This window comes from Oceaniglobus indicus, from assembly GCF_002751875.1.
Lineage (GTDB): Bacteria > Pseudomonadota > Alphaproteobacteria > Rhodobacterales > Rhodobacteraceae > Oceaniglobus > Oceaniglobus indicus.
The window spans coordinates 223334-248019 of the sequence record NZ_NMZM01000004.1 but is presented as its reverse complement, the minus strand read 5'-3'; the positions used below and the strand labels follow the sequence as shown (position 1 = coordinate 248019).

Sequence of the window (24686 nt, the reverse complement as noted above, 5' to 3'; positions counted from 1 at the left end):
GAGACGACAATGAAAACACTCATCCTGACGACCGCTGCCCTCGCGCTCAGCGCCGGCCTTGCCAGCGCACAGACCGTGCGCCTGGGAACCGAGGGCGCCTACCCCCCCTACAACTTCATCAACGACGCCGGCGAAGTCGCGGGCTTCGAGCGTGAATTGGGCGACAAACTGTGCGAGTTGGCGGAAAAGACCTGTGAATGGGTCACCAACGACTGGGATTCGATCATCCCCAACCTCGTCTCGGGCAACTACGACGCGATCATCGCCGGGATGAGCATCACCCCCGAACGCGAGGAAGTCGTGGCGTTCTCGCAGAACTATACCCCGCCCTCGCCTTCGGCCTATGCCGCCCTGTCGGCCGACGTCGATCTGGAAAACGGCGTGATCGCGGCGCAGACCGGCACGATCCAGGCCAACCACGTCGTCGACACCGGCGCCACCCTGCTGGAATTTCCCAACCCCGATGAAACCGTCGCCGCCGTGCGCAACGGCGAAGCCGACGCCGCCATGGCCGACAAGGATTTCCTGATCCCGGTCGTCGAAGGCGATCCCGACATGGTTTTCGTCGGCGAAGACATTCCGCTGGGCGGCGGCATCGGCATGGCGTTCCGCAAGTCCGACCCCGAACTGCGCGAGGCATTCACGGCCGCGATCCAGACCATGAAGGACGACGGCTCCCTGAACGAGCTGATCATCAAGTGGCTGGGCGAAGACAGCCCGCGCTTCTGATCCGAACCAGACGGCAGGGGCGGTACACCGCCGCCCCTGCTTCTTGCCGATCCAAATACTCCACGACACGGCCCGCCACCCACGCCACGCCGGAAGGGACGCAACCATCCTCAGCTGCACCGACCCCAAAACGCTCGAAGGGCTGCACTGGCTCGCATGCTACCTGACCACGGGCAAGCATATGGCCTTCTATGCCTCGTTCGGGACCGTGCTGTTGCTGCTGGCGGTGACGGCGCCGGTGGCCTTGGCGTTCGGCTTTGGCGGCGCCATGGCGGCACGCAGCCACTTCGCGCCGCTCAGGTGGTTCGGACAGGGCTATACCGCCATCGTGCGCGGCGTGCCCGATATCGCCTTCTTCCTGTTTTTCGTGATCGCGCTGGACCAGGCCATCGAATACCTGCGTCACAAGGTCAGATGCCCCGACTGGGATCAGCCGATCCGCCAGGGCAGCGATTTCGTCGTCTGCCAGGCGGCCAAGATGCCGCTGTCGACATCGCCCCAATGGGTGCATGAGACCTATGGTTTCGCAATCGCCGTCTTCACCTTCGCCATCGTCTTCGGCGCCTTCGCCGCCAACGTCCTCTATGGTGCCATGCGCGCCGTGCCCCATGGCCAGATCGAAACCGCCGAGGCCTATGGCATGTCCCAGCGCCAGAGCTTCTGGCGTGTCCTCGTGCCGCAGATGTGGATCTTCGCGCTTCCCGGACTGTCGAACCTGTGGATGATCCTCATCAAGGCCACGCCGCTTCTGTTCCTGCTCGGGGTCGAGGATATCGTCTATTGGGCGCGCGAGCTTGGGGGCTCGAAAACCGACATCTTCGAATATCCCCATCCCGATTGGCGCCTGTATTACTTCCTTGCGCTGCTGGTGTTCTATCTCGTGCTGACGCGGCTGTCCGAGATCGTGCTCAAGCGCATCACCCATCGGCTGTCGCGGGGGCAGGCCACTGCCTTGGGCGAAGCCCAGAGAAAGGCGGCGGCATGAGCTGCCTTGAAACCGTCCAGGCCTATGCCTTCCGGTCAATCGGGCTGGGCGAACGGCTTTTGCCGCGCTCGGATTTCACGCTGTGCGAACAGGTGACGCTGATCGGGTCGGGCCTGATCTGGAACATCTATTTCGGCGTTCTTGCCTTGGCCTTCGGGTTTTTCCTGGCCACCGCCATCGCATTGGCCAAGGCGGCCCGCAGCCCATGGCTGCGCAAGCCGGCCGAATGGTTCATCTTCATCTTCCGCGGCTCGCCCCTGTTCATCCAGTTCTTCCTGGCCTACGAAATGTTCGTTCTGCTGCCCAAGGTGGGCTTTCCCGTCAACCTCGGGTTTGTCGAAATCACCCTGGCCACATCCTTCCTGACCAAGGCCTGGGCCGGTGCGCTGATCGTGCTGTTCCTGAACACCGCCGCCTATTCCGCCGAGATCTTCCACGGTGCGCTCAACTCGATCCCGAAGGGCGATATCGAGGCCGCGGACGCCTATGGCTTCACCGGCTGGACGCGGTTTCGCAAGATCACCTGGCCGACGATGCTGCGCCTGGCCTGGCCCGCCTATACGAACGAGGCGATCTTCCTGTTCCACGCCACCACGCTGGTCTATTTTTCCGGCTTTCCGGCGTGGCAGCAGCGGGGCGATGCACTGTATTACGCCAGCTATTTCGCGGACAAGACGTTCAACCCGTTCATCCCCTATCCGATCCTGGCCGGTTATTTCATCCTGCTGACACTCTGCGTGATCACGATTTTCGGCCTTGTGAACAGCCGCCTGAACCGGCATCTGCCTGCCGAGCGACGGCAAAAACTGCGCGTGCGCCCACAGGTGATAAGATGAATCTGGAAGACCACCCCGAAATCAAGACGATCCGCGTCGCGGCCTCCGATCTGAACGGCCAGGCCCGCGGCAAGCGGATGCCGGCCCACCTGGCGCCGAAGGTGATGACAGACGGCACAAGGTTTCCGCTGTCGGTGATGTTCCTCGACATCTGGGGCGAGGATATCGACGACAGCCCGCTGGTGCACCATGCCGGCGATCCCGATGGCGTGCTGTTCCCCACCGAACGCGGCTTGGTGCCGATGCCCTGGCTGGAGGCCCCCACCGCGCTGTTGCCGCTGTGGATGTTCCACGAGGACGGAACACCCTTTGGCGGCGATCCGCGCCATGCGCTTGCCAACATCCAGAAACGGTTCAAGGACAAAGGGTTGACCCCGGTCGTTGCCACCGAACTTGAATTCTACCTGATTGACGATTCCGGCAAGGATCTGCGCGTGCCGCTGTCGCCCCGGTCGGGCAAGCGGCGCACCGGCGCCGAGATCCTGTCATTGCGGGCGCTGGATGCGTGGGATAGGTTTTTCACCGATCTCTATGACGCCTGCGAGGCGATGGACATTCCCGCGGAAACCGTGATCTCCGAAGCGGGACGGGGCCAGTTCGAGGTCAACCTGACCCATGTGGCCGACCCGTTGAAGGCCGCGGACGACGCCTTCCTGTTCAAGCTGCTGGTGCGCGGCATGGCCCGCAAGCACGGGTTCGCCGCGTCGTTCATGGCCAAACCCTATGCCGAACATTCGGGCAACGGGATGCACGTGCATTTCTCGGTTCTGAACGCGGCCGGCGAGAACATCTTCGACAACGGTGGCGCCGAAGGCACCGAGGCCTTGCACCACGCCATTGCCGGCTGCATGGCGGCGATGCCCGGATCGACCCTGCTGTTCGCGCCCCACGGCAACAGCTATGACCGGTTCGTGCCGGGCGCCCATGCCCCCACCGCCATCGCCTGGGGGTACGAGAACCGGACCGCCGCGATCCGCGTGCCCGGCGGCAATCACAAGGCGCGGCGCATCGAACACCGCGTGGCGGGCGGCGACGTGAACCCGTACCTGATGATCGCGGCGATTCTGGGCGCGGCGCTGAACGGCCTGGAAGACGGCAGGATGCCACCCCCCGCCATCACCGGCAACGCCTACACCATGGATCTGCCGCGGATGCCGACGACATGGGATGCGGCCATCGACGCCTTCGAAAAGGACCCCCATATTGCGCGGATCCTGCCCGCAGAGATGATTTCGAACTTCGTGATGACGAAGCGACAGGAGTTGTTCTATCTCGCCGAGTTGAGCGAGGACGAGAAGGTCGAACTGTATCTCGACACCGTCTAGAAACGGAGCGCCTGCGGCGCACGCGATTGTTTGCGTCGCGCTGCGCGCGCCGCGCCGCCTCCGGCGGGAGTATTTCGGTCGGTAAGAAGCCCCGGTGTGCCTAGAACCCCAGGCGGTCGCGCAGGCCGAACCAGGTCATCGCAAGCGCGAGGAGCGGCGCGCGCAGGGTCGGTCCGCCGGGAAAACGCGCGCCGGGCAACCGGGCCATCGCATCGAAGCGACCAGCGTCGCCCGCGATCGCGTCGGCCATCATGCGGCCCGCCATCGTGGCCATGGCGACACCGTGGCCCGAATAGCCGGACGCGGTATAGACGCCACGATCGCGCGCGAAATGCGGCATCCGGTTCATCGTGATGGCCAGCGTGCCGCCCCAGGCATGGGTCAGCGGGACGTCGGCCAGTTGCGGATAGATCTCCAGCATCGGTTTGCGCACCACCGCCCGGATGTCGCGCGGAAAGCGATAGCCATAGCTTTCGCCGCCTCCGAACAGCAGGCGGTTATCTTCGGACAAGCGCCAGTAGTTCACGACGAAGCGATCGTCCGCCACGGCGATGTCGCGCGCAAGGATGTCGCGTGCGCGCGCCCCGAGGGGTTCCGTCGCGACGATGAAGTTGTTGATCGGCATGACCCGTGCGGCGACGTTCCGCTCAAGTCCGCCAAGGTATCCGTTCGCCGCCAACACGACGTGATCGGCGGTGACGATCCCGGTTTCGGTCTCGACCCGGTGGCGAGCGCCGCGGCGAAGATGGGTCGCGCGCGTCGTCTCGCAGATCCTGACGCCGGCGGTTGCGGCCGCACGCGCCAGGCCCAGCGCGAAGCGCAGCGGGTGCAGATGCCCCGCGCCGTGGTCGAGTGATCCGCCGACGAAGGCGGTCGAGCCGATCAGATCGCGGATCGCGGCCCGGTCCAGCGGTTCGATCCCGTCATAGCCATAGATCCGCGCCAAACGGTCGGCATACCGGTGTTCGTGGTCGACATCGCGCGGACGGCGGAAGGCGTGGACGACACCGGGGCGCCATGCGGCGTCGATCCCGTGGTGCGCGATCAGGTGCTGCACCAGGGCCTTGGCATCCTCGGCGATGGTCCACAGCAGGCGCGCGTCGCCGGGGGCGTGGCGTTCCAGCCATGACTGGTCCTGGCGCTGGCCGCTGCCCACCTGTCCGCCATTGCGCCCCGACGCGCCGAAGCCGACGCGCTGCGCCTCGATCAGGATGACGGACAGGCCCGATTGCGCCAGGTGCAGCGCCGCCGACAGCCCCGTATAGCCGCCGCCGATGACGCAGACATCGGCGCGCGCGTCGCCCGAAAGCGGCGCGAAGGGCGCCAAGGGCGGCGCGGTTTCGGCATACCACGACGCGGGATAGACGCCGGAGCGATCGTTGGCGGTGAGAAGGTCCATCGCCCAGATATGCGCCGCGCGGGCGTCCGTGCCAAGCCCCGGCGCGTTGGGTCTGGCGACATCACCGCGCGTGCCGGGGCGCTAGACGTTCATCAGCAGGTGCTCGCGCTCCCAAGGCGAGATGACCTGAAGGAATTCGTCGATCTCGGTGCGTTTGACGATGGAATAGACACGGCCGAATTCGGGGCCCAGAAGCGCCTGCATCTCGTGCGCCTCGTCAAACAGGTCCAGCGCATCGAGCAGGCCGCGGGGGATATCCTCTTCCGCCGAATAGGCGTCGCCGCTGAATTCGGCGGTGGGATCGATGGCGTTGACCATGCCGAGATAGCCGCAGGCCAGCGAGGCGGCGATGGCCAGATAGGGATTGCAATCCATCCCCGCCAAGCGGTTTTCGATGCGCCGCGCGTCGGGGCCTGAGATCGGCACGCGCAGGCCCGTGGTGCGGTTGTCGCGGCCCCATTCCAGGTTGATCGGCGCGGCGTGATCCTTCACATACCGCCGATAGCTGTTGACGTAGGGCGCCAGCACCGCGATCACGCTGGGCAGATGGCGCTGCATCCCGCCGATGAAGTGGTGGAACATCGCGGTCTCGCCCCCCACGTCATCCGAGAACAACGTCTTGTCCGTTTCCAGATCCTCGACCGAATGGTGGATGTGCATCGCGCTGCCCGGTTCGCCCTCGATCGGCTTGGCCATGAAGGTGGCGAAGCAATCGTGGCGCAGGGCCGCCTCGCGGATCAGGCGTTTGAAATAGAAGATCTCGTCGGCCAGCTTGACCGGATCGCCATGGCGCAGGTTGATCTCAAGCTGTCCGGCGCCGCCTTCCTGGGTGATGCCGTCGATCTCGAACCCCTGAGCCTCGGCGAAATCGTAGATGTCGTCGATCACCGGGCCATATTCGTCCACCGCACTCATGGAATAGGCCTGGCGGGCGGCGGCGGGGCGGCCCGAGCGGCCCATCATCGGCTCGATCACCTTGGCCGGGTCGATGTTGCGCGCGACAAGGTAGAATTCCATTTCCGGCGCGATGACGGGCTTCCAGCCCTTGGCGTGATAGGCCGCCATCACCCGTTTCAGCACGTTGCGCGGCGCCATCGGCACCGGATCACCCGATTGCAGGAAGGCGTCGTGAATCACCTGCACCGTCCAGTCGGCGGTCCAGGGCGCAGCGCGGGCAGTGGAAAAGTCAGGCTTGAGGATCATGTCAGGCTCGGTGAAGCCTTCGGCCCCCGCCGCGTCGGCCCAGCTTCCGGTGATGGTCTGGAAGAAGATCGAATTGGGCAGGAAGAACTGCGTCTGGCGGGCGAACTTGGACGCCGGCATGGCCTTGCCGCGCGCGATGCCGCTGGTGTCCGAGATGATGCATTCGACTTCGTCCAGACGGCGATCTTCAAGGAAGTCACGGGTGGCGGCGGGGATCCTGGTGATCCAGTCGGCGTCAGGCTGCGACATGAGCGGCCTCGATCAGGAAACGGGCCAGACGATCGCCCATGGCCGCGTTGTCCAGCGGCTCGGACAGCCGCGCGCGGGCGCGTTCCAGCAGCGGGTCGGGCACCACGCCCTTGCCCCGTGTGTCGATCAGGGTTTCGATGGCGTTGGCGTCGAATTCGGGATGCGGCTGAACCGTCAGGATGGTGTCGCCATAGGCCAGCGCGGCATGGGCACAGAAATCGGACGCGCCGACGGTGCGCGCCGTATCGGGCGGCACGGTCACCTGGTCCTGGTGCCAGGCATTCAGGCGAAAGGGGGTGCCTTCGATGACATAGGGCACCTGCCCCACCGACCAGCCGCCGTTGAATTTCTCGACCTTGCCGCCGAGGGCCCGGGCGATGATCTGATGGCCGAAACAGATGCCGACCATCGGCCGGCCGGCGGCGTGGATGTCGCGGATCAAGGTTTCCAGCGGCGGGATCCACGGATGATCCTCGTACGCGCCGTGCTTGCTTCCGGTGATCAGCCAGCCGTCGGCGGCGTCGATGCCATCGGGGAACGCGCCGTCCACCACCCGCCATGTGGTGAACGTCAGCCCGTGACCATCGAGAAGGCGTGCGAACAGGTCGGGATAATCCCCTCCTTCCGCCTTGAGCGTATCCGGCGCGAGGCCGGTCTGTAGGATGCCGATATGCATGGATCACCGAAGATTGAGGAACGGCACGATCCTAGCCCACATCGCGGGCGCACGGAATGGGAATTGCGAGGCCCGCATATCATCGCACGCCGACCTGCGACAAACGCCGGGGGTCACGGCAATCGCTCTCGCCTCCGGGGTGCAGGTGGGGTAAAATGGGCGTGCAAACAGGTTTTGCAGACCCGACAGACAAGGCCCCGCCATGCGTGATACCGCCGACGCCCCTCCCGCCGCCACGTTGTCGGCCCATGACGCCGATCCGATTCCCGACGCGGCCCGCGCCGCCATCGGTGCGCTGCTGACCTCGGGCGATTTGTTTCGCTATACGGCGGATGCGAATGCGCCGGTAACGCTGCTTGAACGCGACTTCGCGGCGCTGATGGGATCGCGGTATGCGCTGGCCGTGGCTTCGTGTTCCGCGGCGCTGTTCCTCGCCATGCGCGCGCTGGATCTGCCGCGCGGAGCACGTGTTCTGACGCCGGCGTTCACCTTTGCCGCCGTGCCTTCGTCCATCCTCCACGCCGACTGCACGCCGGTGCTGATCGAATGCGGTGCCGATTACCGGATCGACCTGGCGGATTTCGAGGCCAAGCTGGCCGGCGCCGACGCGGTCCTGATCAGCCACATGCGCGGCCACACATCCGACATGGATGCGATCATGGCGCTGGCCGATGCGCGCGGCCTGCCGGTGATCGAGGATGCGGCCCATTCGCTGGGCACCACATGGCACGGGCGCAAGATCGGCACGATCGGGCGGATCGGCTGTTTCTCGTTCCAGTCCTACAAGATGGTGAACGCGGGCGAAGGCGGCATCCTGATCACCGACGACGCCGATCTGATCGCGCGCGCCGTGATCATGTCCGGCGCATACGAACACAACTGGAAGAAACACGCGCCCGATGCGGCATTGGCGGCCGCGTTTGCCCGCTGGCAGAACCGCCTGCCGCTCTACAACACGCGGATGTCGAACCTGTCGGCGGCCGTGGCCCACCCGCAACTGGCCGAACTGCCGGCGCGGATTGCGGCAGGGCGGCGCAATCATGACCGGCTGGCCGAACGGCTGGTGACGTCGCGCCACATCGGCGTGCCCGCCCCCCTGGTCGGCGAGGCGCGCGCACCTGATTCGATCCAGTTCAACCTGCACGACATGGACGCGGCACAGGTCGCGGCCTTCGTCGATGGGGCATCGGCCAATGGCGTCAAGGTTCAGGTCTTCGGCAGCTCGCGCGATAACGCGCGTGCCTTCTGGAACTGGGGATTTTTGGGGTCGCAGCCCGATCTGCCGATGACCCGCGCGATGCTGATGCGGGCCTGTGACGTGCGCCTGCCCGTCAGGCTGAGCGTGACCGAAATCGACGCCATCGCCGACGCGTTGCTGGATGCGGTGCAGATCGCCACGGCCCGCCCCCGGGCGTTCGGCACCTGAACCGCCCGCGCGACGCCACGGACCATCGCGTCCGGCGATAACGACGATTGATCCGGGCGGCGCGCAGGCGTAGCGTCGCGGCAACCCTGATGCGGAGACAAAAGATGCCCGACGACGTGAAAACCTTCGCCCCCAACAGCTGGGAAGCGCGCGCCGACGCCCATTCCTTCTATGGCTTTACCGACCTGCCTTCGGTCGAGCGGCGCGGCATGGTGGTGCTGACCCACGGCGAAGGTCCCTATGTGATCGACGTGCACGGCAACCGGTATCTGGATGGAAACGCGGGCCTGTGGAACATGGTCGCCGGCTTCGACCACCCGGAAATGGCGGCCGCCGCCAAGGCGCAGTACGATCGTTTTCCGGGGTATCATTCGTTCTTCGGGCGGATGTCGGACCAGACCGTGATGCTGAGCGAGAAGCTGATCGAGGTGTCGCCGTTCGAACGGGGCCGCGTGTTCTATACCAACTCGGGGTCCGAGGCGAACGACACCATGGTCAAGATGCTGTGGTTCCTGGGCCGTGCCGAAGGCAAGCCCCAGCGCACCAAGATCCTGACCCGCAAGAACGGATACCACGGGGTGACGGTGGTGGCATCATCGATGACCGGCAAACCCTATAACGAGGTTTTCGGCCTGCCCCTGCCCGGGTTCATCCATCTGACCTGTCCGCATTACTGGCGCGAGGGCCAGGATGGTGAAAGCGAGGCCGACTTCACCGCCCGCATGGCGCAGGAGCTGGAAGACACGATCGCGCGCGAAGGTGCCGACACCATCGCCGCCTTCGTCGCGGAACCCGTCATGGGTGCGGGCGGCGTGATCCCCCCGTCGGACGGGTATTTCCAGGCCGTTGCACCGATCCTGAAGAAACACGGCATCCCGCTGGTCGCGGACGAGGTGATCTGTGGCTTCGGGCGCACCGGCGAGATGTGGGGTTCGCAGACCTATGGATTCATGCCCGACGCGATCATCAGCTCCAAGGCGCTGACCGCGGGATATTTCCCCATGGGCGCGGTGATCCTTGGCCCCGACCTTTCGGACCGCCTTCAGGCGGCGGTCGAGGAGATCGAGGAATTTCCTCACGGCTTTACCGCATCGGGCCATCCGGTCGGATGCGCCATCGCATTGAAGGCGATCGACCTGATCGAGAACGGCCTGCTGGAACAGGCGCGCGGGCTGATCCCGCAGTTCGAGGCAGGGCTGAACCGGCTGGCCGAGATGGACAACATCGGCGAGGCGCGCGGCAAGGGGTTGATGGGCGCCCTGGAGGCGGTGAAGGACAAGGCCGACAAGACGCCGTTCGACGGCTCGCTGTCGGTGTCGGAACGCATCGCCAACACCTGCACGGATCACGGGCTGATCTGCCGGCCGCTGGGCCAGGCCATCGTCCTGTGCCCGGCCTTCGTGATGACACCTGCGCAGATGGACGAGATGTTCGAGCGTCTGGAAGTGTCGCTGAAAAAGGTCTTTGCCGAAGTCGCGTGAGGCGAGCGGCGGATGGGGGGCCAGCCCCCCGTCCCTTCGGGACACCCCCCGGAGTTGATGGGGCAAGAAAAAGCCGTGACAAGGCTGAGTCCGGGGGCTGCGGCAAGACATCTGGACAGATGGCTGGCCGCTTTGATTGCGGTGGTGATGGGGTGGGCGGCTGGTTGTTGGCCGATGGGGACGCCGGCGACCGAGCGGTGGCATGCAAAACTGAACGCAATGCCGCACCTGCGTGCCCGCCCTTTCTTTTTCTGCGGCACTGCCATACCCTCGCCGTGCCGCACCGCAAAATACGGAGAGTCCATTGGCCGATAACACCTCGCCGTTGCTGATAAAGCGGTATGCCAGCCGCCGTCTGTATAACACCGAGACCAGCGATTACGTCACGCTCGAGGATATCGCCCGCTTCATTCGCGCCGGGCGCGAGGTGCAGATCATCGATCTGAAGTCCGGCGACGATCTGACGCGCCAATACCTGCTTCAGATCATCGCCGAGCATGAGAGCCGGGGAGAAAACGTGCTGCCGCTGGGCGTGCTGACCGATCTGGTCCGCAGCTATACCAGCCAGGCGCAATCAGTGGTGCCGCAGTTCCTGGCGATGAGTTTCGACATGCTGCGCGACCGCCAGTCCAAGGTCATGGAAAACGTGATGAACCCGATGTCGGCCATGCCCGGTTACGAGGCAATGCGCGCGCAGCAAAGGGCATTCATCCAGGCCATGACCGGCGGCATGATCCCCCAGACGCCGGATCCGGATGACACCGAAAACGAGGCATCCGCCGACAAGGATGAATTGCGCGACATCCGCGCCCAATTGGCCGAGATGCAGGAAAAGCTGAGCAAGCTTGGAAAGTAGAAGCCGCGGTGCGTCGGCAGCGGCCGGACCTGCACACGAGGTTCGCGACGGCCGACGCCTGCGGCAAACGCAAAATGGGCGGCGATGATATCGCCGCCCAAGTGTTTGACTGTCGGTGTTTCCACGTCGCAGACCTGTTGCGTCCTGCGGGAAAGAACCATCGAAGATCTGTCACCAAACACGATGATGGTGCAGCCGACCCACCCTGCCGTCGAAGTGGCAGGGTGGTGGCGATGCATCATCCGTTCGCGCCTTACTTGGCGGTTGCGGTCGCTTTCTTGGCGGCGGCGGTCATGTCGTCGCTGGCCTTCTTGGCGGCGGCGGACATTTCCTGACCGGCGTCCTTGCCGGCGGCCATCATGATCTCGACGGTTTCCATCTGGACCTTCTTCGCGATCTCGGCGAAGGCGGCCATCGATTCGCTGGTCATCTCGGCCTGGGCCGACGCGAAATCCGAGATCGACTTCTGGTAGTCGGCCGGCTCGGCTTTCGACTTGGAGACGTCGCTCATCTTGGCGATGGTGCCCTTGGTCCAGGCGGTCGAGACTTCGGTCGACTTTTCGGCAGCTTCCAGCGCGACCTGCGACATCTTTTCGCCGAACGCCGTGTAGGATTTGAAGCTGTCCTGGAACGCGCTCATGTCCATCGGGAACGCCGACATCATGTCCTGCATGGTCTTGGTGTAGTCTTGGGTCTTCGTAGCCATGGTAATGCTCCTAGCCTTTTGCAGGGCGCACCCCGCGTTGTTCATGGAGCGTATATGCATGCCGCACCGCAGCATTTCAAGTGTTATTCTGCGCTGCAGCAAAAAAAGTTCCGCTAGGTCACCGCAGGGCCGGTGCGTGCCTCGGGCGCTGCCACCACATAGGTGCCCGGCGCCGGCGCCAGCACGCCATCGCCGCCGTCGCCCGGGGTGCGTGCCGCGACCAGGGTGCCGGACTTCTTTTTCAGCCAAGCCTCCCACCGGGGCCACCACGACCCTTCGTGGAACGTGGCAGCCGCCTGCCAGTCGGCAGGGTCCTGGGGCCAGGCGGTGTTGGTGTAATGGCCGTATTTCTTCTTGCTCGGCGGATTGACGATGCCGGCGATATGGCCGGATTGCGACAGGATGAATGTCTTCGACCGACTGCCCATGGACTTGATTCCGTCATAGCTCGACGTCCAGGCGGCGATGTGATCCGTCTCGCAGGCAATGGCGCAGAGCGGCACCTTGACGTCGGAAATATGCAGGGTTTCACCTAGCAGATCGAAACCGCCCGTGGCGAATTCGTTGCGCTGACAGAGGCCGCGCAGGTATTGCATCGCCATTTTCGCCGGCAGGTTCGTGCCATCGCCGTTCCAGTACAACAGATCGAAGGCCGGTGGAGCCTCGCCCATCATGTAGCTGCGAATAGCCGGCTGATAGATCAGGTCGTTGCTGCGCAGGTATGAGAACGTGCGCGCCATGTAGAAGGATTCGAGAATGCCCTTCTGCGTCACCTCCCGCTCCAATCCATCGACGAAATCGTCGTTCAGGAACACCCCGACCTCGCCCTGATCGGTGAAATCGGTGAGCGTGGTGAAGAAGGTGGCGGAATTGACCGAAGGATCGCCCCGCTTGTCCAACAGGCTGAGCGTCAGCGACAGCGTGGTGCCGGCGATGCAGTATCCGACGACGTTGATGCGGTCGACCGCGCAGATCGTTTTGACCTGATCGATGGCGGTCAGATAACCCTTCTCGATGTAATCCTCCAGGCCGGTGTCGGCGAAGGAGGCATCGGGATTCACCCATGAGACGACGAACAGGGTATATCCCTGTTCGACAATCCAGTTGATCAGCGAATTCTGCGGTTTCAGATCGAGAATGTAGAACTTGTTGATCCACGGCGGAAAGATCAGCAGCGGCGTCTTGCGCACCTTTTCGGTCTTCGGCGCGTATTGGATCAGCTCGAACAATTCGTTGCGAAAGACGACCGATCCTTCGGTCGTGGCGATATTCTCGCCGACCGTGAACGCCTTCTTGTCGGCAAGGCTGACCAAAAGCTCGCCCTCGGACGCCTCGATATCCCGCACAAGGTTTTCCAGGCCGTCGACCAGGCTCTGGCCTTCGGTTTCGACCGCCTTGGCCAGCGCATCGGGATTGGTGGCCAGGAAATTCGTCGGGCTGAACATGTCCACGATCTGCTGTGTGAAATATCTCACACGCTTGCGGTCGCGTTCATCCAGCCCGTCGAGTTCGTTCAGGGCGCCTGATATCGCCTCGGACGAGATCAGGTATTGCTGCTTGATATAGTTGAAATAGGGGTTGGTGTCCCACAGCGGGTTCTTGAACCGCCGGTCGCTGGGCCCCGTATCGGGTGGCGGCGCCAGCTTGCCCTGGGCCAGCGTCTGGTGCGCTTCGATGTAATGTTTCATGGCCTTGGACCAATAGGACACCTGGTGTTCCATCATCTTGGCCGGGTTCGCGATCATCTCGGTCATATAGGCGGTTGCGGTCTTGTGGATCAGGTCATCGCCGGGGCCCTGAAGGCTTTTGGGCACCTGACGCTTGTCCGACAGCGCCGCGACAAGACGGGCAGAAAGGGCCTCGACCTTGGCCAAATTCCGGTTCATCAATTCGGACGTAGCGGCAGTATCGAAGGTTTCACCGGATTCTTTTGTTGTCATGTGACCTGTTCCGCCCTATTTCGCTGCGCAGCAGCATTCGCACGTTTCCCCCAGCATAGCGTTTTCCACGCCTTGGGGCAAAGCGATGATTATTCGCCGGGATACCCGGTACAGGAGTCACGATGCGTTATATGGCGACCTACGACTTGATGGAGACCATGCGGAACACGAACCAGTGGTTGGGCGCAACCGCATCGGCCATCGGGCGAATCCCGTCCACCGGCCTGATCCCGCACCCCATGTTCGGAATGATGGCTGCCTGGGGTGATGTGACCGAACGCAGTTTCGCACGCATGACGACCAAGCCCGACTGGGGCATCCATTCGATGCTGGGCCTCGACGGGCGCGATCAGGTCGTGACCGTCAATGTCGAGCTCAAGCGCCCGTTCGGGGATCTGATCCGTTTCGACGTGTCGAACCGTCCGCCGCGCACGCGGCGCATCCTGCTGGTCGCGCCGATGTCGGGGCATTATGCGACGCTGGTACGCTCGACCGTCGTTTCGCTGCTGCCCGATGCCGACGTCTGGGTCACCGACTGGCACAATGCCCGCGACATCCCGGTCAGCCAGGGCAAGTTCGACGTCGAGGACTACACCCGCTATCTGGCCGATTTCATGCGTCACATGGGCCCCGATACCCATGTGATCGCCGTCTGTCAGCCCGCGCCGCTGGCCCTGGCCGCGACCGCCCTGCTGGCCGAAGAGGACCCCGACGCCCAGCCCAGCAGCCTGACCTTGATCGGCGGTCCGATCGACCCCGATGCCGCGGACACCGACGTCACCGATTTCGGCCGCCGCGTGACCATGGGACAGTTGGAAAAGTTCGTGATTCAGCGCGTCGGCTTCAACCACGCCGGCGCCGGGCGCATGGTGTATCCGGGCCTGTTGCAGCTGACCTCGTTCATCTCGATGAACCTCGAGACGCACGTTCAGGCCTTCGTTGACCAGATCATGCGCACCGCACAGGGGCAGGCCGGCGATTTCGACCGGCACAACAAGTTCTACGACGAATACCTCGCGGTCATGGACATGCCGGCGGAATTCTATCTGTCGACCGTCGAACGCGTGTTCAAACGGGGCGAGATCGCGAAAAACGAGTTTGTCGTCGATGGCAAGCCGGTCGATCTGGGCAAGATCACGACCGTCGCGGTCAAGACCGTCGAGGGTGAGAAGGATGATATCAGCGCGCCGGGCCAATGCGTCGCGGCGCTGGATCTGTTGACTGGTCTGCCCGACAGCAAGAAGGCGCGCCACCTGGAACCCGGTGCCGGCCATTACGGCATCTTCGCCGGCAAAAGCTGGCGCAACAATATCCGGCCGCTGGTTCTGGACTTCATCGACGCCAACAGCTTTGAAACCGCCCAGACCACACGCGCCCTGGCACAACGCAAATCCGTGCGCGGCACCCCCGAGGCGCCGGTGGCCCCCGAGGCCGACGACGCCCACACCGCCGTCTGAGACGCCCACAACGGCATGAACCGGCCTGCCCCTTCCGGGGTTGGGCCGGTCAGCCGGGGCGCATCACCTTTGACGCAACAGGTAAGTGTCGGGAACGCGCGTCATCCACCGCTCCAGCGTCGCGGTCAGATCGGCCGAGGCTTCGATCATCGGCAGGTGCCCCGCCCCTTCGATCACGACGAGATCGGCGCGCGGCACCAGGCCGGCCATGAATTCGTGCCGCCGCGGAAGGTGCAACCCGTCTTCGGCGCCACAACAGACCAGGACCGGCACCTTAATCTGGCGCATGATGCGCTGCTGGTCGGGCCGGCGTTGCAGGGCGCGCGCCTGGCGCAGATAGGTCTCGGCGCCCAGTTCAACCCCCATCGCCCGCAGAAACGCCGCGACGTCCCCGCGATAGGGGGTATCCGCCAGCGCACGCTCGGGAATCTCGCCCGCCAGGGCCTCGGCCAGGCGACCGGCCTTGGCCTGCACCATCCGCACCTCGCGTTCCGCCGCGGCGGGGGGTGTCTCGGACAGGCAATTCGTTGAAATCAGGGCCAGTCGTGACACCCGTTCAGGCGCCCGACGGAAAATTTCCATGGCGACCATGCCACCCAGGGAATGACCGGCCAGCGCGAACCGGGGTGGCGCGGTCAGAAGGACGGCATCGGCCATGTCCTCGACACTGTCGGCCGCGCCCCAATTGGCCAGATGCAAGGTATGCATCGCCGACATCGCCTCGATCTGGGCGCCCCAGATCCGCATGTCGGACATGAACCCGGGAAGAAGAACCAGAGGTTCGGTCTGATGTGCCATGGGGCGCGCCGTCCAGATGAAGGAAGAAGGGGTGCAAGCCATCTGACCGATGGTTCAATCCCCCAAGGGTAAGTGCGGACATCCCCCCGCACAACCCACGATCCCGTCACCGGCATGTTATGGCTCATATCATATCACGACATTATGGCCGATCTCGAGGCGTTTCAGAACGCGATAACAGCAAATATCCAACAATCAGGCGTCAGTCGCCGCGATCACCTCGGCAATCGCCGTCTCGATCAGCGACAGGCATTCGGGCGACGAAAAACGGTGGTCGGCGCCTTTCACGAGGGTCAGTCGCGCATCGGCCGCATCGATATGATCCAACAGGCGCAAGGCCACCGAGACGTCCACATCCACATCAGCCGTGCCCTGCAAAAGACGCACGGGACGCGACACCGCCAGTGGCGTGCGCAACACCAGGTTTTCGCGTCCGTCCTCGATCAGGCGGCGGGTGATGACATAGGGGCTGTCGGCATATTCCGACGGCAGTTCGACGCGCCCGGTGTCCGACAACGCGGCCTTCTGAGCGTCCGAAAACCCGGCCCACATGCTGTCTTCCGTAAAATCCGGCGCCGCGGCGATACCGACCAGCCCGGCAACCCTTTGCGGCATGTCACGCGCCACTAGGCACGCAATCCAGCCGCCCATGGACGACCCCACCAGAACCTGTGGCCCGTCTGTCAATCCCGCGATGGCCGCCTTGGCGTCGGTCGCCCAGTCACCGATGGCGCCATCCTCGAACGCACCCGACGACTGGCCGTGGCCGGAATAGTCGAACCGCAGAAAGGCGCGCCCGTTGGCCCGTGCCCATGCCTCGAGATGCACGGCCTTCGTGCCCTCCATGTCGGACTTGAATCCGCCCAGGAACACGACCCCCGGCCCCGCGCCTGCGCTGCGGTGATAGGCGATGCGCCGTCCGCTGTCGGTTTGCAGAAAATCGACCATGGTGTGCTCCGTCTGCTGATCCGTTCGCGTGATAGGACATCGCGCGCCACAGGAAAACCACCCACCGTGATCCACGGCGCCAAACGCTTGACACCCCCGGCCACGCGCCCTACCCCGACGCCATCAACCCGCAACCGGGCGCTTCGTAGGCGCCAAACCGACGAGGATCATGTGCGATGACACAGATTTCCCTGACCTTCCCCGATGGCAATTCGCGCGATTTCGACGCAGGCGTGACCGCCGCCGAGGTGGCCAAATCCATCTCGACCTCGCTGGGCAAGAAGGCGATCTCGGCCACCGTGAACGGGGCGCACTGGGATCTGGCCTGGCCCATCGAGACTGATTCCGCGATTGCAATCAACACCATGGCCGACGACGCTCCGGCGCTCGAGCTGATCCGCCACGACCTGGCCCACATCATGGCCCGCGCGGTCCAGCAGATCTGGCCGGACGTGAAGGTCACGATCGGCCCGGTGCGCGACAATGGCTGGTTCTACGACTTCGACCGCGCAGAACCCTTCACCCCCGAAGACCTGGGCCGGATCGAGGCGACGATGAAAGAGATCATCAACGCCCGCGATCCCGTGCGCACCGAAATCTGGGATCGCGACCGCGCCAAGGCCCATTACGAGGCCGCCGGAGAGCCGTTCAAGATCGAACTGATCGACCGCATTCCGGGTGATGAGCCGTTGCGGATGTATTGGCACGGCGACTGGCAGGATCTGTGCCGCGGCCCGCACCTGCAACATACCGGTCAGGTGCCTGCTGACGGGTTCAAGCTGATGAACGTCGCGGGCGCCTATTGGCTGGGCGATTCGTCGCGTCCGATGCTGCAGCGGATTTACGGCGTTGCGTTCCGCAACCGTCAGGACCTGAAGGCCCATCTGACGATGCTGGAAGAGGCGGCGCTGCGCGATCACCGCAAGCTGGGCCGTGAAATGGACCTGTTCCACTTTCAGGAGGAAGCGCCGGGCCGCGTCTTCTGGCACCCCAACGGCTGGCGGATCTATACGCAACTTCAGGACTACATGCGCCGACGCCAATATGGCGACGGCTATGTCGAGGTGAACACCCCCCAGGTTGTCGACCGCAAGCTTTGGGTCGAAAGTGGTCATTGGGACAATTACCAGGAACACATGTTCATCGTCGAGGTCGAGGAAGAGCACGCCCAGCAAAAGGCGATCAACGCGCTGAAGCCGATGAACTGTCCCTGTCACGTCCAGGTTTTCAACCAGGGTCTGAAATCATACCGCGACCTGCCGCTGCGCATGGCCGAATTCGGCGCGTGCAACCGATACGAACCCTCGGGCGCGCTGCACGGCCTGATGCGGGTGCGCGGTTTCACCCAGGACGACGCGCATATCTTCTGCACCGAGGAACAGATCGAGGCCGAGACGGCCAAGTTCATCACCCTGCTGGCATCGGTCTACAAGGATCTGGGGTTCGAAACCTTCGACATCAAACTGTCGACCCGACCGGAAAAGCGGGTGGGATCCGAGGAATCCTGGGATTACGTCGAGGCCGCGCTGGAGAACGCGATCAAGGCCACCGGCACCCCCTATGAGATCGATCCCGGCGAAGGCGCGTTCTATGGTCCCAAGCTGGATTTCAAGCTGACCGACGCCATCGGGCGCCAGTGGCAGTGCGGCACGTTCCAGGTCGACCCGAACCTGCCCGAGCGGCTGGATGCGACCTATATCGGTGCGGATTCGGCCAAACACCGGCCCTTCATGCTGCACCGCGCCATCCTTGGCAGTTTCGAACGGTTCATCGGCATCCTGATCGAGAACTTCGCCGGCCGCCTGCCCTTCTGGCTGGCGCCCCGCCAGGTGGTTGTCGCCTCGATCGTGTCGGACGCCGATGACTTCACCCACGAGGTCGCGGCCGCCCTGCGGGCCGTCGGCGTGCGGGCCGAAACCGACATCCGCAACGAGAAGATCAACTACAAGGTGCGCGAACACTCACTGGGCAAGGTGCCGGTGATCCTGGCCATCGGTGCGCGCGAGGTCGAGGAACGCACGGTCTCCATGCGCCGCCTGGGCCAGAAGCAGTCGCGCACGCTGTCATTGGACGCCGCGATCGACGAACTGCGTCAAGAGGCGCTGCCGCCCGACCTGCGAGACGCCGACCGCTGATCCACAAGACGAAAAGACCCGCATCCCGTGCGGGTCTTTTCACGTCAGTCGCCCAAACCCTTGCCGGTCGGGATGCCCTTCTGGGTCGGGATATATTCCCGATGCACCCGGCGCACCTTGTGCACCTTGCGTTTGACCGGATGCTGCATCGCCTGCTGATAGGTAATGTGCTGGTTCGGCACGCCACAGCAGATCGTGCCATCAATCGTGACCGGCTGAAGCCCCGGCGGACAGTAGTTCGCCGACGCAGCGTAGGGGTAAAGGGGCGGCCCGCCGGCGGCGGCCACCGTGGGTGCCGCCAGCATCACTGCCGCCAGTCCTGATCTCAGATATCGTCCGGTTCCCATGAATCCCCCCTTATGGTTTGACGGGCCCGGATATCCCGACAGGATAATCGCCCCGGCCACCAGCCTAGCCGCCTGATTTCGCGCGGTCAATTTCCGCGCCGCGTCAGCGGTTGGTTTGCGGCCCCGCAGATAGATCTTTTGATCATTTCGACAGCTCCCCGCACCGGCATCTCCCGGTGGACGGGCAGGATTTTGAGTATTTGAGGCAAGAAAAAACCTGATCTCTCACTGATCCAAATACTCATATCCCACCCGTTCCACGGGTTCATTGCTGACGGGTGAAGATCAGGCCCTGGCTGTCCTGCAACGTGATGGGGCCACCTTCATAGCCGGGATCGATCCCTGGCGTTTTGAGCGCCAGCGCCCAGCCCTCGCCATCAAACCCGGGAATCTCGAAGGCGAGCGGATCCATCTCGTTTGTGGGTTTGCCCTCCATGTGCAGAAGGGCGAAGATCTGTTCGCCGTCCGGGCCGGTGCGCAACGACCGGAACAGGGTGCGCCCGTCGATTGGTGTCATGTAATCGAAGTGGTCGCCTTTCCTGAAGGCATCGCGCAGCCATGGCCGATCGCGGCGGAAGTTCCGCAGATCGAGGCAGAACGAGGTCTGCGCCGGTGCCAGTTGCGAGAAATGCCCGGCGACGTTGCAATATTCGTGCATGTCGTCCATCCACGCACGCGCGCAGGTCTTGAGTTTTTCGACCGTATAGGGGTGCGGGCCGGCCAGTTCGGGTTCTGCCCTGTTCAGCAGGCGGGCGATTTCGTTCAAATCATATTCCGTGACGTCCACCAAGGCCGGCAGGAATTCGAAGAACCGGGCCAGATCCTCGCGCGTCTCGAAGCCCAGCGCCTTCAGTCGATGAAAGTTCGACGGCACGGAATAGCAATATTCATCGACCTGCCATTTCAGCGAGATCGCCTCTTCCGCAACCACCTTGACGCCGTAGGTGTCGTCCTGATTGCGGATGAAGCCCCAACTGGCGCGCGCTGTGGCGTTCAGGAAATCCATCGGCACGCCGGGCAGGACCGCATAGGTCAGGGCGTGGACCACGGGGTTGTCATAGGCCTTCGCGAGGATCTCCATCCGGGTCGAGCCCAGCCGCGTGTTCACGTTCGACTTGATCGACACTTGGGTGCCGCGGCGCAGGGTATCGTGGTTCGAGGTGCCCGAGATCCAGTTCTGTCCGACGCTGAGCATTTCGGACAGCCGCCAGTATTTCGACAGCCAATAGGTATAGAGGAACGGCGTGTTGTGCGCAAAGGTCAGTGGCCCCCACTGGAACACGTCATCGTCGCGCTGAACCTCGATCACCGACCGGTAGTCCGATGACAGCTCCCAGTCTTCGTCGGGCCAGGGGCGGCCATCCTCGAAAATGAACCACGGGCGATAGGTGGTGCCGCAGACCTGTTGTTCGACGTCGGCCATCTTTTGCAGGTAATCGTCGTCGTGCTTCAGCTTGTGGGCGCTGGGATCCCAGAACTTGAAATCCTGCGCCCCGTCCACGCGCACGCCATCGGCGCCGAAATTCACCTTGCGGCGCTGCATCTCCAGCAGGATCGCGCGCACCGCGGGGTTCTGGTAATCCAGATTCTGGCCATACATGTTCGGCCCGGCGAAATAGTGGGCATTCAGCGCCTCGAGCCCCTGGTTGTCGGAATGTCCGAACACCACGTCGAAGATCAGCTTCTTCTTGCGTTTGGGAAAGTTGTGCAGGACGGCCGCGAAATCCACCAATTCGTCCGGTCGTCCGCTTTCCAGCAGGATCGGATTCACCGTCGCCATGCCGGATATGACGATGTCGTATCCCCAGTTGGTCGTGTTGGGCCGGGTCAGCGATACGGTCACCGTCGCGTCGTCGGGCTCGGATTCCTGCCAGAACCCGGGGCCTGTTTCATAGACGGTGGTGGGTTCGACCGGCAGAAGCTGAACCGCCTCGTAGCCGAGGAAAAGCTGATCCGCCGGCTCGAGCGGCAGGCCATCGGCCACCCGCTGGGACAGGCGTTCATAGTGGCGTGTCAGACTGGCCAGCGTGCCGCCTGCCGTGGCGGTGGGCACATGGATCTGGAGGATGTTCATCGTCGGGCCGAACTTGTGCGGCTCGGGCCCCTGCGACGCGCGGTAATAATCGGCGTCGGCCCGCCCGGCGTGCATCGACGCGGTATCGTAGAGTTCGGCTGGGGCGAAGGCGCCATAGGGCAGAGATGCCGCCAGCGGATCGAAGATCCGCCGCCAACGGCCATCGGCGTCCTTCCAGACCAGGGAATAGAAATCGCCGACCCGGTCGCGCCGCCCGGCGATCATCCCGCGCACCACGGCAAAGGTGTGGGATTCGTATCGCACGGTCGGCACCAGAACCCGTTCGAACGTGACGTCCTGGTGCATCTGCGTCAGGTCCAGAGGCTCGTGCGATGACAGCACTTCGAGATAGACATCGCCCTCGGGGATCCGCTTTTCCAAGAGCTCCGGCGTCCAGAAGGCAAAGCTGGCCACGTCGCCGTCGATGTGTCCGCCCATGCGACGGGCGATCTGCTGTTCGGCGGCAAACACCGTCTCCGACCTCGTGGTCAGCTCAAGGCACTCGGCTGCAAGAGCCTGGGCCGCTTCGCCGTCGTGGCTTATCCGCTCGCTCAGGGGCATAGGTTGGTCTCCGGTGTCAACGCGTCGGTCAGGGCCAAGCTAAGCTGCCGTGGCACGGTGTCCACCCCCACCGGGCCGGCGGGGACAAAGAACTGCGCTCAGGCCGCGCCGGGAAAGCGGACGTTGCGCCCTTCTTCGCGGAAGTCGGCAAAGCCGAACGGCCAGACCACGCCGGGCCAGCGCAGCTCCATCTGGCCCAGACGCGGGCGATAGACGGCGGTGTAGAGCGTGCCGAACCCCTGATCGAACGCGGTGGAATACAACGGCGGTTTGAGAAAGGCGTTGATGAACTTGTCTTCGGGATCGCGGTGCAGCGCCATGCGGTGCAGCAGGAACCGCTCCCGTTCGACCGTGGCGGTGAACCGGGCATGGCTGACCCATTCCACCGATTCCTGGTGGTTGGTGGCCACGGCGGCGTTGCTGATCGCCGTCTCGCGGTCGGGCGACATATAGGCGGTCAGGTAATTGCGCGCCGCATCCAGCACGGTCACGTTATAGGACATATGCGTCGGGATCCGCGCCAGGACCTTGCCCGCCTGCGCGGCTGTGGTGCAGGTTTCCAGCACATAGCGAAGGATCAGCGGCACACCGAATCCCTGGCCGACGATCCGCCGCCCCCCGAAGGTCAGCGAAACAGCAAGGCCGGCATCATTCATCCCGTCGACCAGCCCCCATAACCCGTCCGAGGTGCCGATCACCCGACGGCCGGTCCAGGCCGTGGACAACGTCAATGAATCGAATGCCTTGTGGTTGTAGTCATAGTTGCGCACCAGCACCGGTTCCTGCCCCGACCACACGGCCTGGGAACAGGCCGAAAGATACGGCGGCGGATTGTAGAACGACAGGAAGCGCGCCGCCTGATCGCCGCCGCCGGCCAGTTCGCACAACCGGTCATAAAGCCCCAGGATTTCGGGCATGTGGCTGGCGATGGCCTGTCGGCATTCGGTGTATTTCGGGCGCGCGGCATCGCCGTCGGACGCCCACCAACGGTGATAGTCCGGCCAATATTCACGGAACAGCCCGGCCCATTTCGGGCCGGGCACCGGTTCGGAGAGCGCCCGCCAGAGCATGTTTACATGATCTTGAACGCCGGATCGGCCAGGGCCGGACCGGCCTGCGCCACCGGAAGCGCCTTGCCCGACACCGATCGCTTGATGCCATGGATCCACTTCTTCGCGCGTTCGTTGAGATCGAAACTCTTGGTCATCGACCGGCCGCGCGTCACCAGGATGCCGATATCGGCGCCCTCATAGCGGTAATCGCCCGGTTGCAGGATCCGCAGGAAGAACGCCTCGTTTTCCGACTCGACCGCGCGGCGGTGATAGTCGAAGCGGTCATAGACGACACGGCCGTCCTCCAGCATCTTGTAGATCCCGGTTTCCGGCGCCTCGGTGCAGATATCGACGCTGTCGTCAGTGTGCTTGATCACCATCTGCGACCATGAATCGATCATGTCGGGGTTGGCCCAGCGGTTGTTCAATTCGTCGACGTCCAAGCTGAACTTCTTCTTTGAGAACTCAAGCAGGTGGAACAGGAACAGCGGCGCATCGGCATGGGCGAACGCGGCGTGGTTGGTCATCGACGATGCGCCGGTGATGCGCGGGTTCAATTCGCCCAGCCACAGGTCGCCAGTCTTCTTGTCGATCAGGAAGTCCAGCTCGAAATATCCGCGATAACCTTCCTTGCGCAGTTGTTCACCGAACTTGAAGGTCAGGTCGCGCGCATGGTTGCGCACCTTCGGCGGGAACGCCGTGGACAGGATTTCGTTGCCGCACCAGCCGCCGCGATAGGGCGTCAGTTCCTTGAAGCCGACCAGTTCGGTCATCAGCGGGCCGACGATGGTGCCTTCCTTGGTGGCGCAAGCCTCGATCGCCGATCCGCGGCAGTCGATCCGCTTCATGATCTTGATCTCGCCCTCGCCGATGATTTCCGACTGGTGGCGGCGGAAATCCTCTTCGGACTTGATGAAGAACGTCGTGTGCCCGCTGTCACCGAACGCCGATTGCAGCACCAGATCGTGACCGATCCCGGCCTTCTCGGTGATCTCGCGCAGATGCTCATAGCTTTTGACTTCGGCCAGGGTGTTGGGCACCGATGGCACGCCGGCCTTGTTGCCGATGCGGACGGTTTCGATCTTGTTGTCCATGGCCTGGCGCAGCTTGGCCTTGGGGAACCAGACATCGGCGCCCAGTTCCTTGGACAGGCGTTCGGTCTCCTCGTCGAACATCAGGAACACGAACTTGGGCTTGCCACCGCGCCGCTTGATGAAGTCGATGACCTCCTTGTGCTGAAGCAGGTAGTTGTTGATGTCCTCGATGCTCTGGAACTCGGCGTGCGGCTGTTCGGACGGGCAGAACACGTTCGGATGCTTGCCGCCGTAACAGTCGATATAGCAGATGTATTTGAAATTCTTCACCCATTCGTCGATGCCAAGCAGGTTGAAGTTGGTCGCCGAGATGAAATAGATCGGATCCTCGTTGCGGTGAAAGAACCGCCGGATCTCCGAGATGTTGTTCAGCTGGGTTGTGGCCATGGTGTTTTCTCCCTGTATTTTC

General features: G+C 63.6%; 20 protein-coding genes. 9 read left to right on the top strand and 11 right to left on the bottom strand.

Going from position 1 to position 24686, the window contains the following annotated elements:
- Positions 1-9: 9 nt before the first annotated feature.
- The 4 genes from CFP68_RS08285 (at position 10) to CFP68_RS08270 (ending at position 3875) form a co-directional block, all read left to right on the top strand.
- On the top strand, positions 10-729 hold the full coding sequence (locus CFP68_RS08285) for a transporter substrate-binding domain-containing protein (protein ID WP_099826441.1): 720 nt from the start codon (positions 10-12) through the stop codon (positions 727-729).
- A 181-nt stretch (positions 730-910) separates the two neighbouring features.
- Positions 911-1714, top strand: a complete 804-nt coding sequence (locus tag CFP68_RS08280; protein ID WP_241524000.1) for an ABC transporter permease — start codon at positions 911-913, stop codon at positions 1712-1714.
- Positions 1711-2550: an ABC transporter permease gene (locus CFP68_RS08275; RefSeq protein ID WP_099826440.1), complete on the top strand. Its 840-nt coding sequence runs from the start codon at positions 1711-1713 to the stop codon at positions 2548-2550. The genes CFP68_RS08280 and CFP68_RS08275 overlap by 4 nt, the downstream gene beginning before the upstream one ends.
- The gene (locus CFP68_RS08270) at positions 2547-3875 is read left to right on the top strand and encodes a glutamine synthetase family protein (RefSeq protein ID WP_099826439.1); all 1329 of its coding nucleotides are present in this window, start codon (positions 2547-2549) and stop codon (positions 3873-3875) included. Before CFP68_RS08275 ends, CFP68_RS08270 begins: the two co-directional genes overlap by 4 nt.
- Positions 3876-3975: 100 nt before the next feature.
- On the opposite strand, the gene CFP68_RS08265 is transcribed toward CFP68_RS08270, so the two are convergent.
- The 3 genes from CFP68_RS08265 to CFP68_RS08255 form a co-directional block, all read right to left on the bottom strand.
- A complete protein-coding gene (locus tag CFP68_RS08265; RefSeq protein ID WP_099826438.1) occupies positions 3976-5274 on the bottom strand; it encodes an NAD(P)/FAD-dependent oxidoreductase in 1299 nt (432 codons plus the stop codon).
- Positions 5275-5355: 81 nt separating this feature from the next.
- Positions 5356-6726: a glutamine synthetase family protein gene (locus tag CFP68_RS08260; RefSeq protein ID WP_099826437.1), complete on the bottom strand. Its 1371-nt coding sequence runs from the start codon at positions 6724-6726 to the stop codon at positions 5356-5358.
- Positions 6713-7402: a type 1 glutamine amidotransferase gene (locus CFP68_RS08255; protein ID WP_099826436.1), complete on the bottom strand. Its 690-nt coding sequence runs from the start codon at positions 7400-7402 to the stop codon at positions 6713-6715. The genes CFP68_RS08260 and CFP68_RS08255 overlap by 14 nt, the downstream gene beginning before the upstream one ends.
- Before the next feature lie 202 nt (positions 7403-7604).
- Here CFP68_RS08255 and CFP68_RS08250 point away from each other — a divergent pair, with 202 nt between their 5' ends.
- The 3 genes from CFP68_RS08250 (at position 7605) to phaR (ending at position 11165) form a co-directional block, all read left to right on the top strand.
- Positions 7605-8828 carry a DegT/DnrJ/EryC1/StrS family aminotransferase gene (locus tag CFP68_RS08250; protein WP_099826435.1) on the top strand — a complete coding sequence of 408 codons (1224 nt, stop codon included), beginning with the start codon at positions 7605-7607 and terminating at the stop codon, positions 8826-8828.
- A gap of 116 nt (positions 8829-8944) precedes the next feature.
- A complete protein-coding gene (locus CFP68_RS08245) occupies positions 8945-10309 on the top strand; it encodes an aminotransferase (RefSeq protein ID WP_420915820.1) in 1365 nt (454 codons plus the stop codon).
- A gap of 304 nt (positions 10310-10613) precedes the next feature.
- Positions 10614-11165, top strand: a complete 552-nt coding sequence (gene phaR / locus CFP68_RS08240) for a polyhydroxyalkanoate synthesis repressor PhaR (protein WP_099826433.1) — start codon at positions 10614-10616, stop codon at positions 11163-11165.
- Positions 11166-11418: 253 nt separating this feature from the next.
- On the opposite strand, the gene CFP68_RS08235 is transcribed toward phaR, so the two are convergent.
- Together CFP68_RS08235 and phaC are read right to left on the bottom strand one after the other, a co-directional pair.
- Positions 11419-11871, bottom strand: a complete 453-nt coding sequence (locus tag CFP68_RS08235; protein ID WP_099826432.1) for a Phasin — start codon at positions 11869-11871, stop codon at positions 11419-11421.
- Positions 11872-11984: 113 nt separating this feature from the next.
- A complete protein-coding gene (phaC, locus tag CFP68_RS08230; protein ID WP_099826431.1) occupies positions 11985-13811 on the bottom strand; it encodes a class I poly(R)-hydroxyalkanoic acid synthase in 1827 nt (608 codons plus the stop codon).
- A gap of 122 nt (positions 13812-13933) precedes the next feature.
- Here phaC and phaZ point away from each other — a divergent pair, with 122 nt between their 5' ends.
- On the top strand, positions 13934-15268 hold the full coding sequence (gene phaZ / locus CFP68_RS08225; protein WP_099826430.1) for a polyhydroxyalkanoate depolymerase: 1335 nt from the start codon (positions 13934-13936) through the stop codon (positions 15266-15268).
- Between the two features lie 63 nt (positions 15269-15331).
- Here phaZ and CFP68_RS08220 read toward each other — a convergent pair whose 3' ends face one another.
- Together CFP68_RS08220 and CFP68_RS08215 are read right to left on the bottom strand one after the other, a co-directional pair.
- Positions 15332-16066: an alpha/beta fold hydrolase gene (locus tag CFP68_RS08220; RefSeq protein ID WP_099826429.1), complete on the bottom strand. Its 735-nt coding sequence runs from the start codon at positions 16064-16066 to the stop codon at positions 15332-15334.
- Positions 16067-16261: 195 nt separating this feature from the next.
- Entirely contained in the window at positions 16262-17014 is a 753-nt protein-coding gene (locus CFP68_RS08215) for an alpha/beta fold hydrolase (protein ID WP_099826428.1), read from the bottom strand.
- A 176-nt stretch (positions 17015-17190) separates the two neighbouring features.
- Between CFP68_RS08215 and thrS the strand changes: the two genes are divergently transcribed.
- Positions 17191-19149, top strand: a complete 1959-nt coding sequence (thrS, locus tag CFP68_RS08210; RefSeq protein WP_099826427.1) for a threonine--tRNA ligase — start codon at positions 17191-17193, stop codon at positions 19147-19149.
- A gap of 44 nt (positions 19150-19193) precedes the next feature.
- Here the strand turns inward: thrS and CFP68_RS18260 are convergent, their stop codons facing one another.
- The 4 genes from CFP68_RS18260 to CFP68_RS08190 all read right to left on the bottom strand — a co-directional run bounded on the left by CFP68_RS18260 (position 19194) and on the right by CFP68_RS08190 (position 24682).
- Positions 19194-19496, bottom strand: coding sequence for a hypothetical protein (locus CFP68_RS18260; protein WP_193825217.1), 303 nt, complete (start codon positions 19494-19496; stop codon positions 19194-19196).
- A gap of 265 nt (positions 19497-19761) precedes the next feature.
- A complete protein-coding gene (gghA, locus tag CFP68_RS08200; RefSeq protein WP_099826426.1) occupies positions 19762-22131 on the bottom strand; it encodes a glucosylglycerol hydrolase in 2370 nt (789 codons plus the stop codon).
- A gap of 98 nt (positions 22132-22229) precedes the next feature.
- Positions 22230-23201 carry a C45 family autoproteolytic acyltransferase/hydrolase gene (locus CFP68_RS08195; protein WP_099826425.1) on the bottom strand — a complete coding sequence of 324 codons (972 nt, stop codon included), beginning with the start codon at positions 23199-23201 and terminating at the stop codon, positions 22230-22232.
- 2 nt (positions 23202-23203) lie between these two features.
- Positions 23204-24682, bottom strand: a complete 1479-nt coding sequence (locus CFP68_RS08190) for a biotin carboxylase (RefSeq protein ID WP_277621457.1) — start codon at positions 24680-24682, stop codon at positions 23204-23206.
- Positions 24683-24686: the final 4 nt, after the last annotated feature.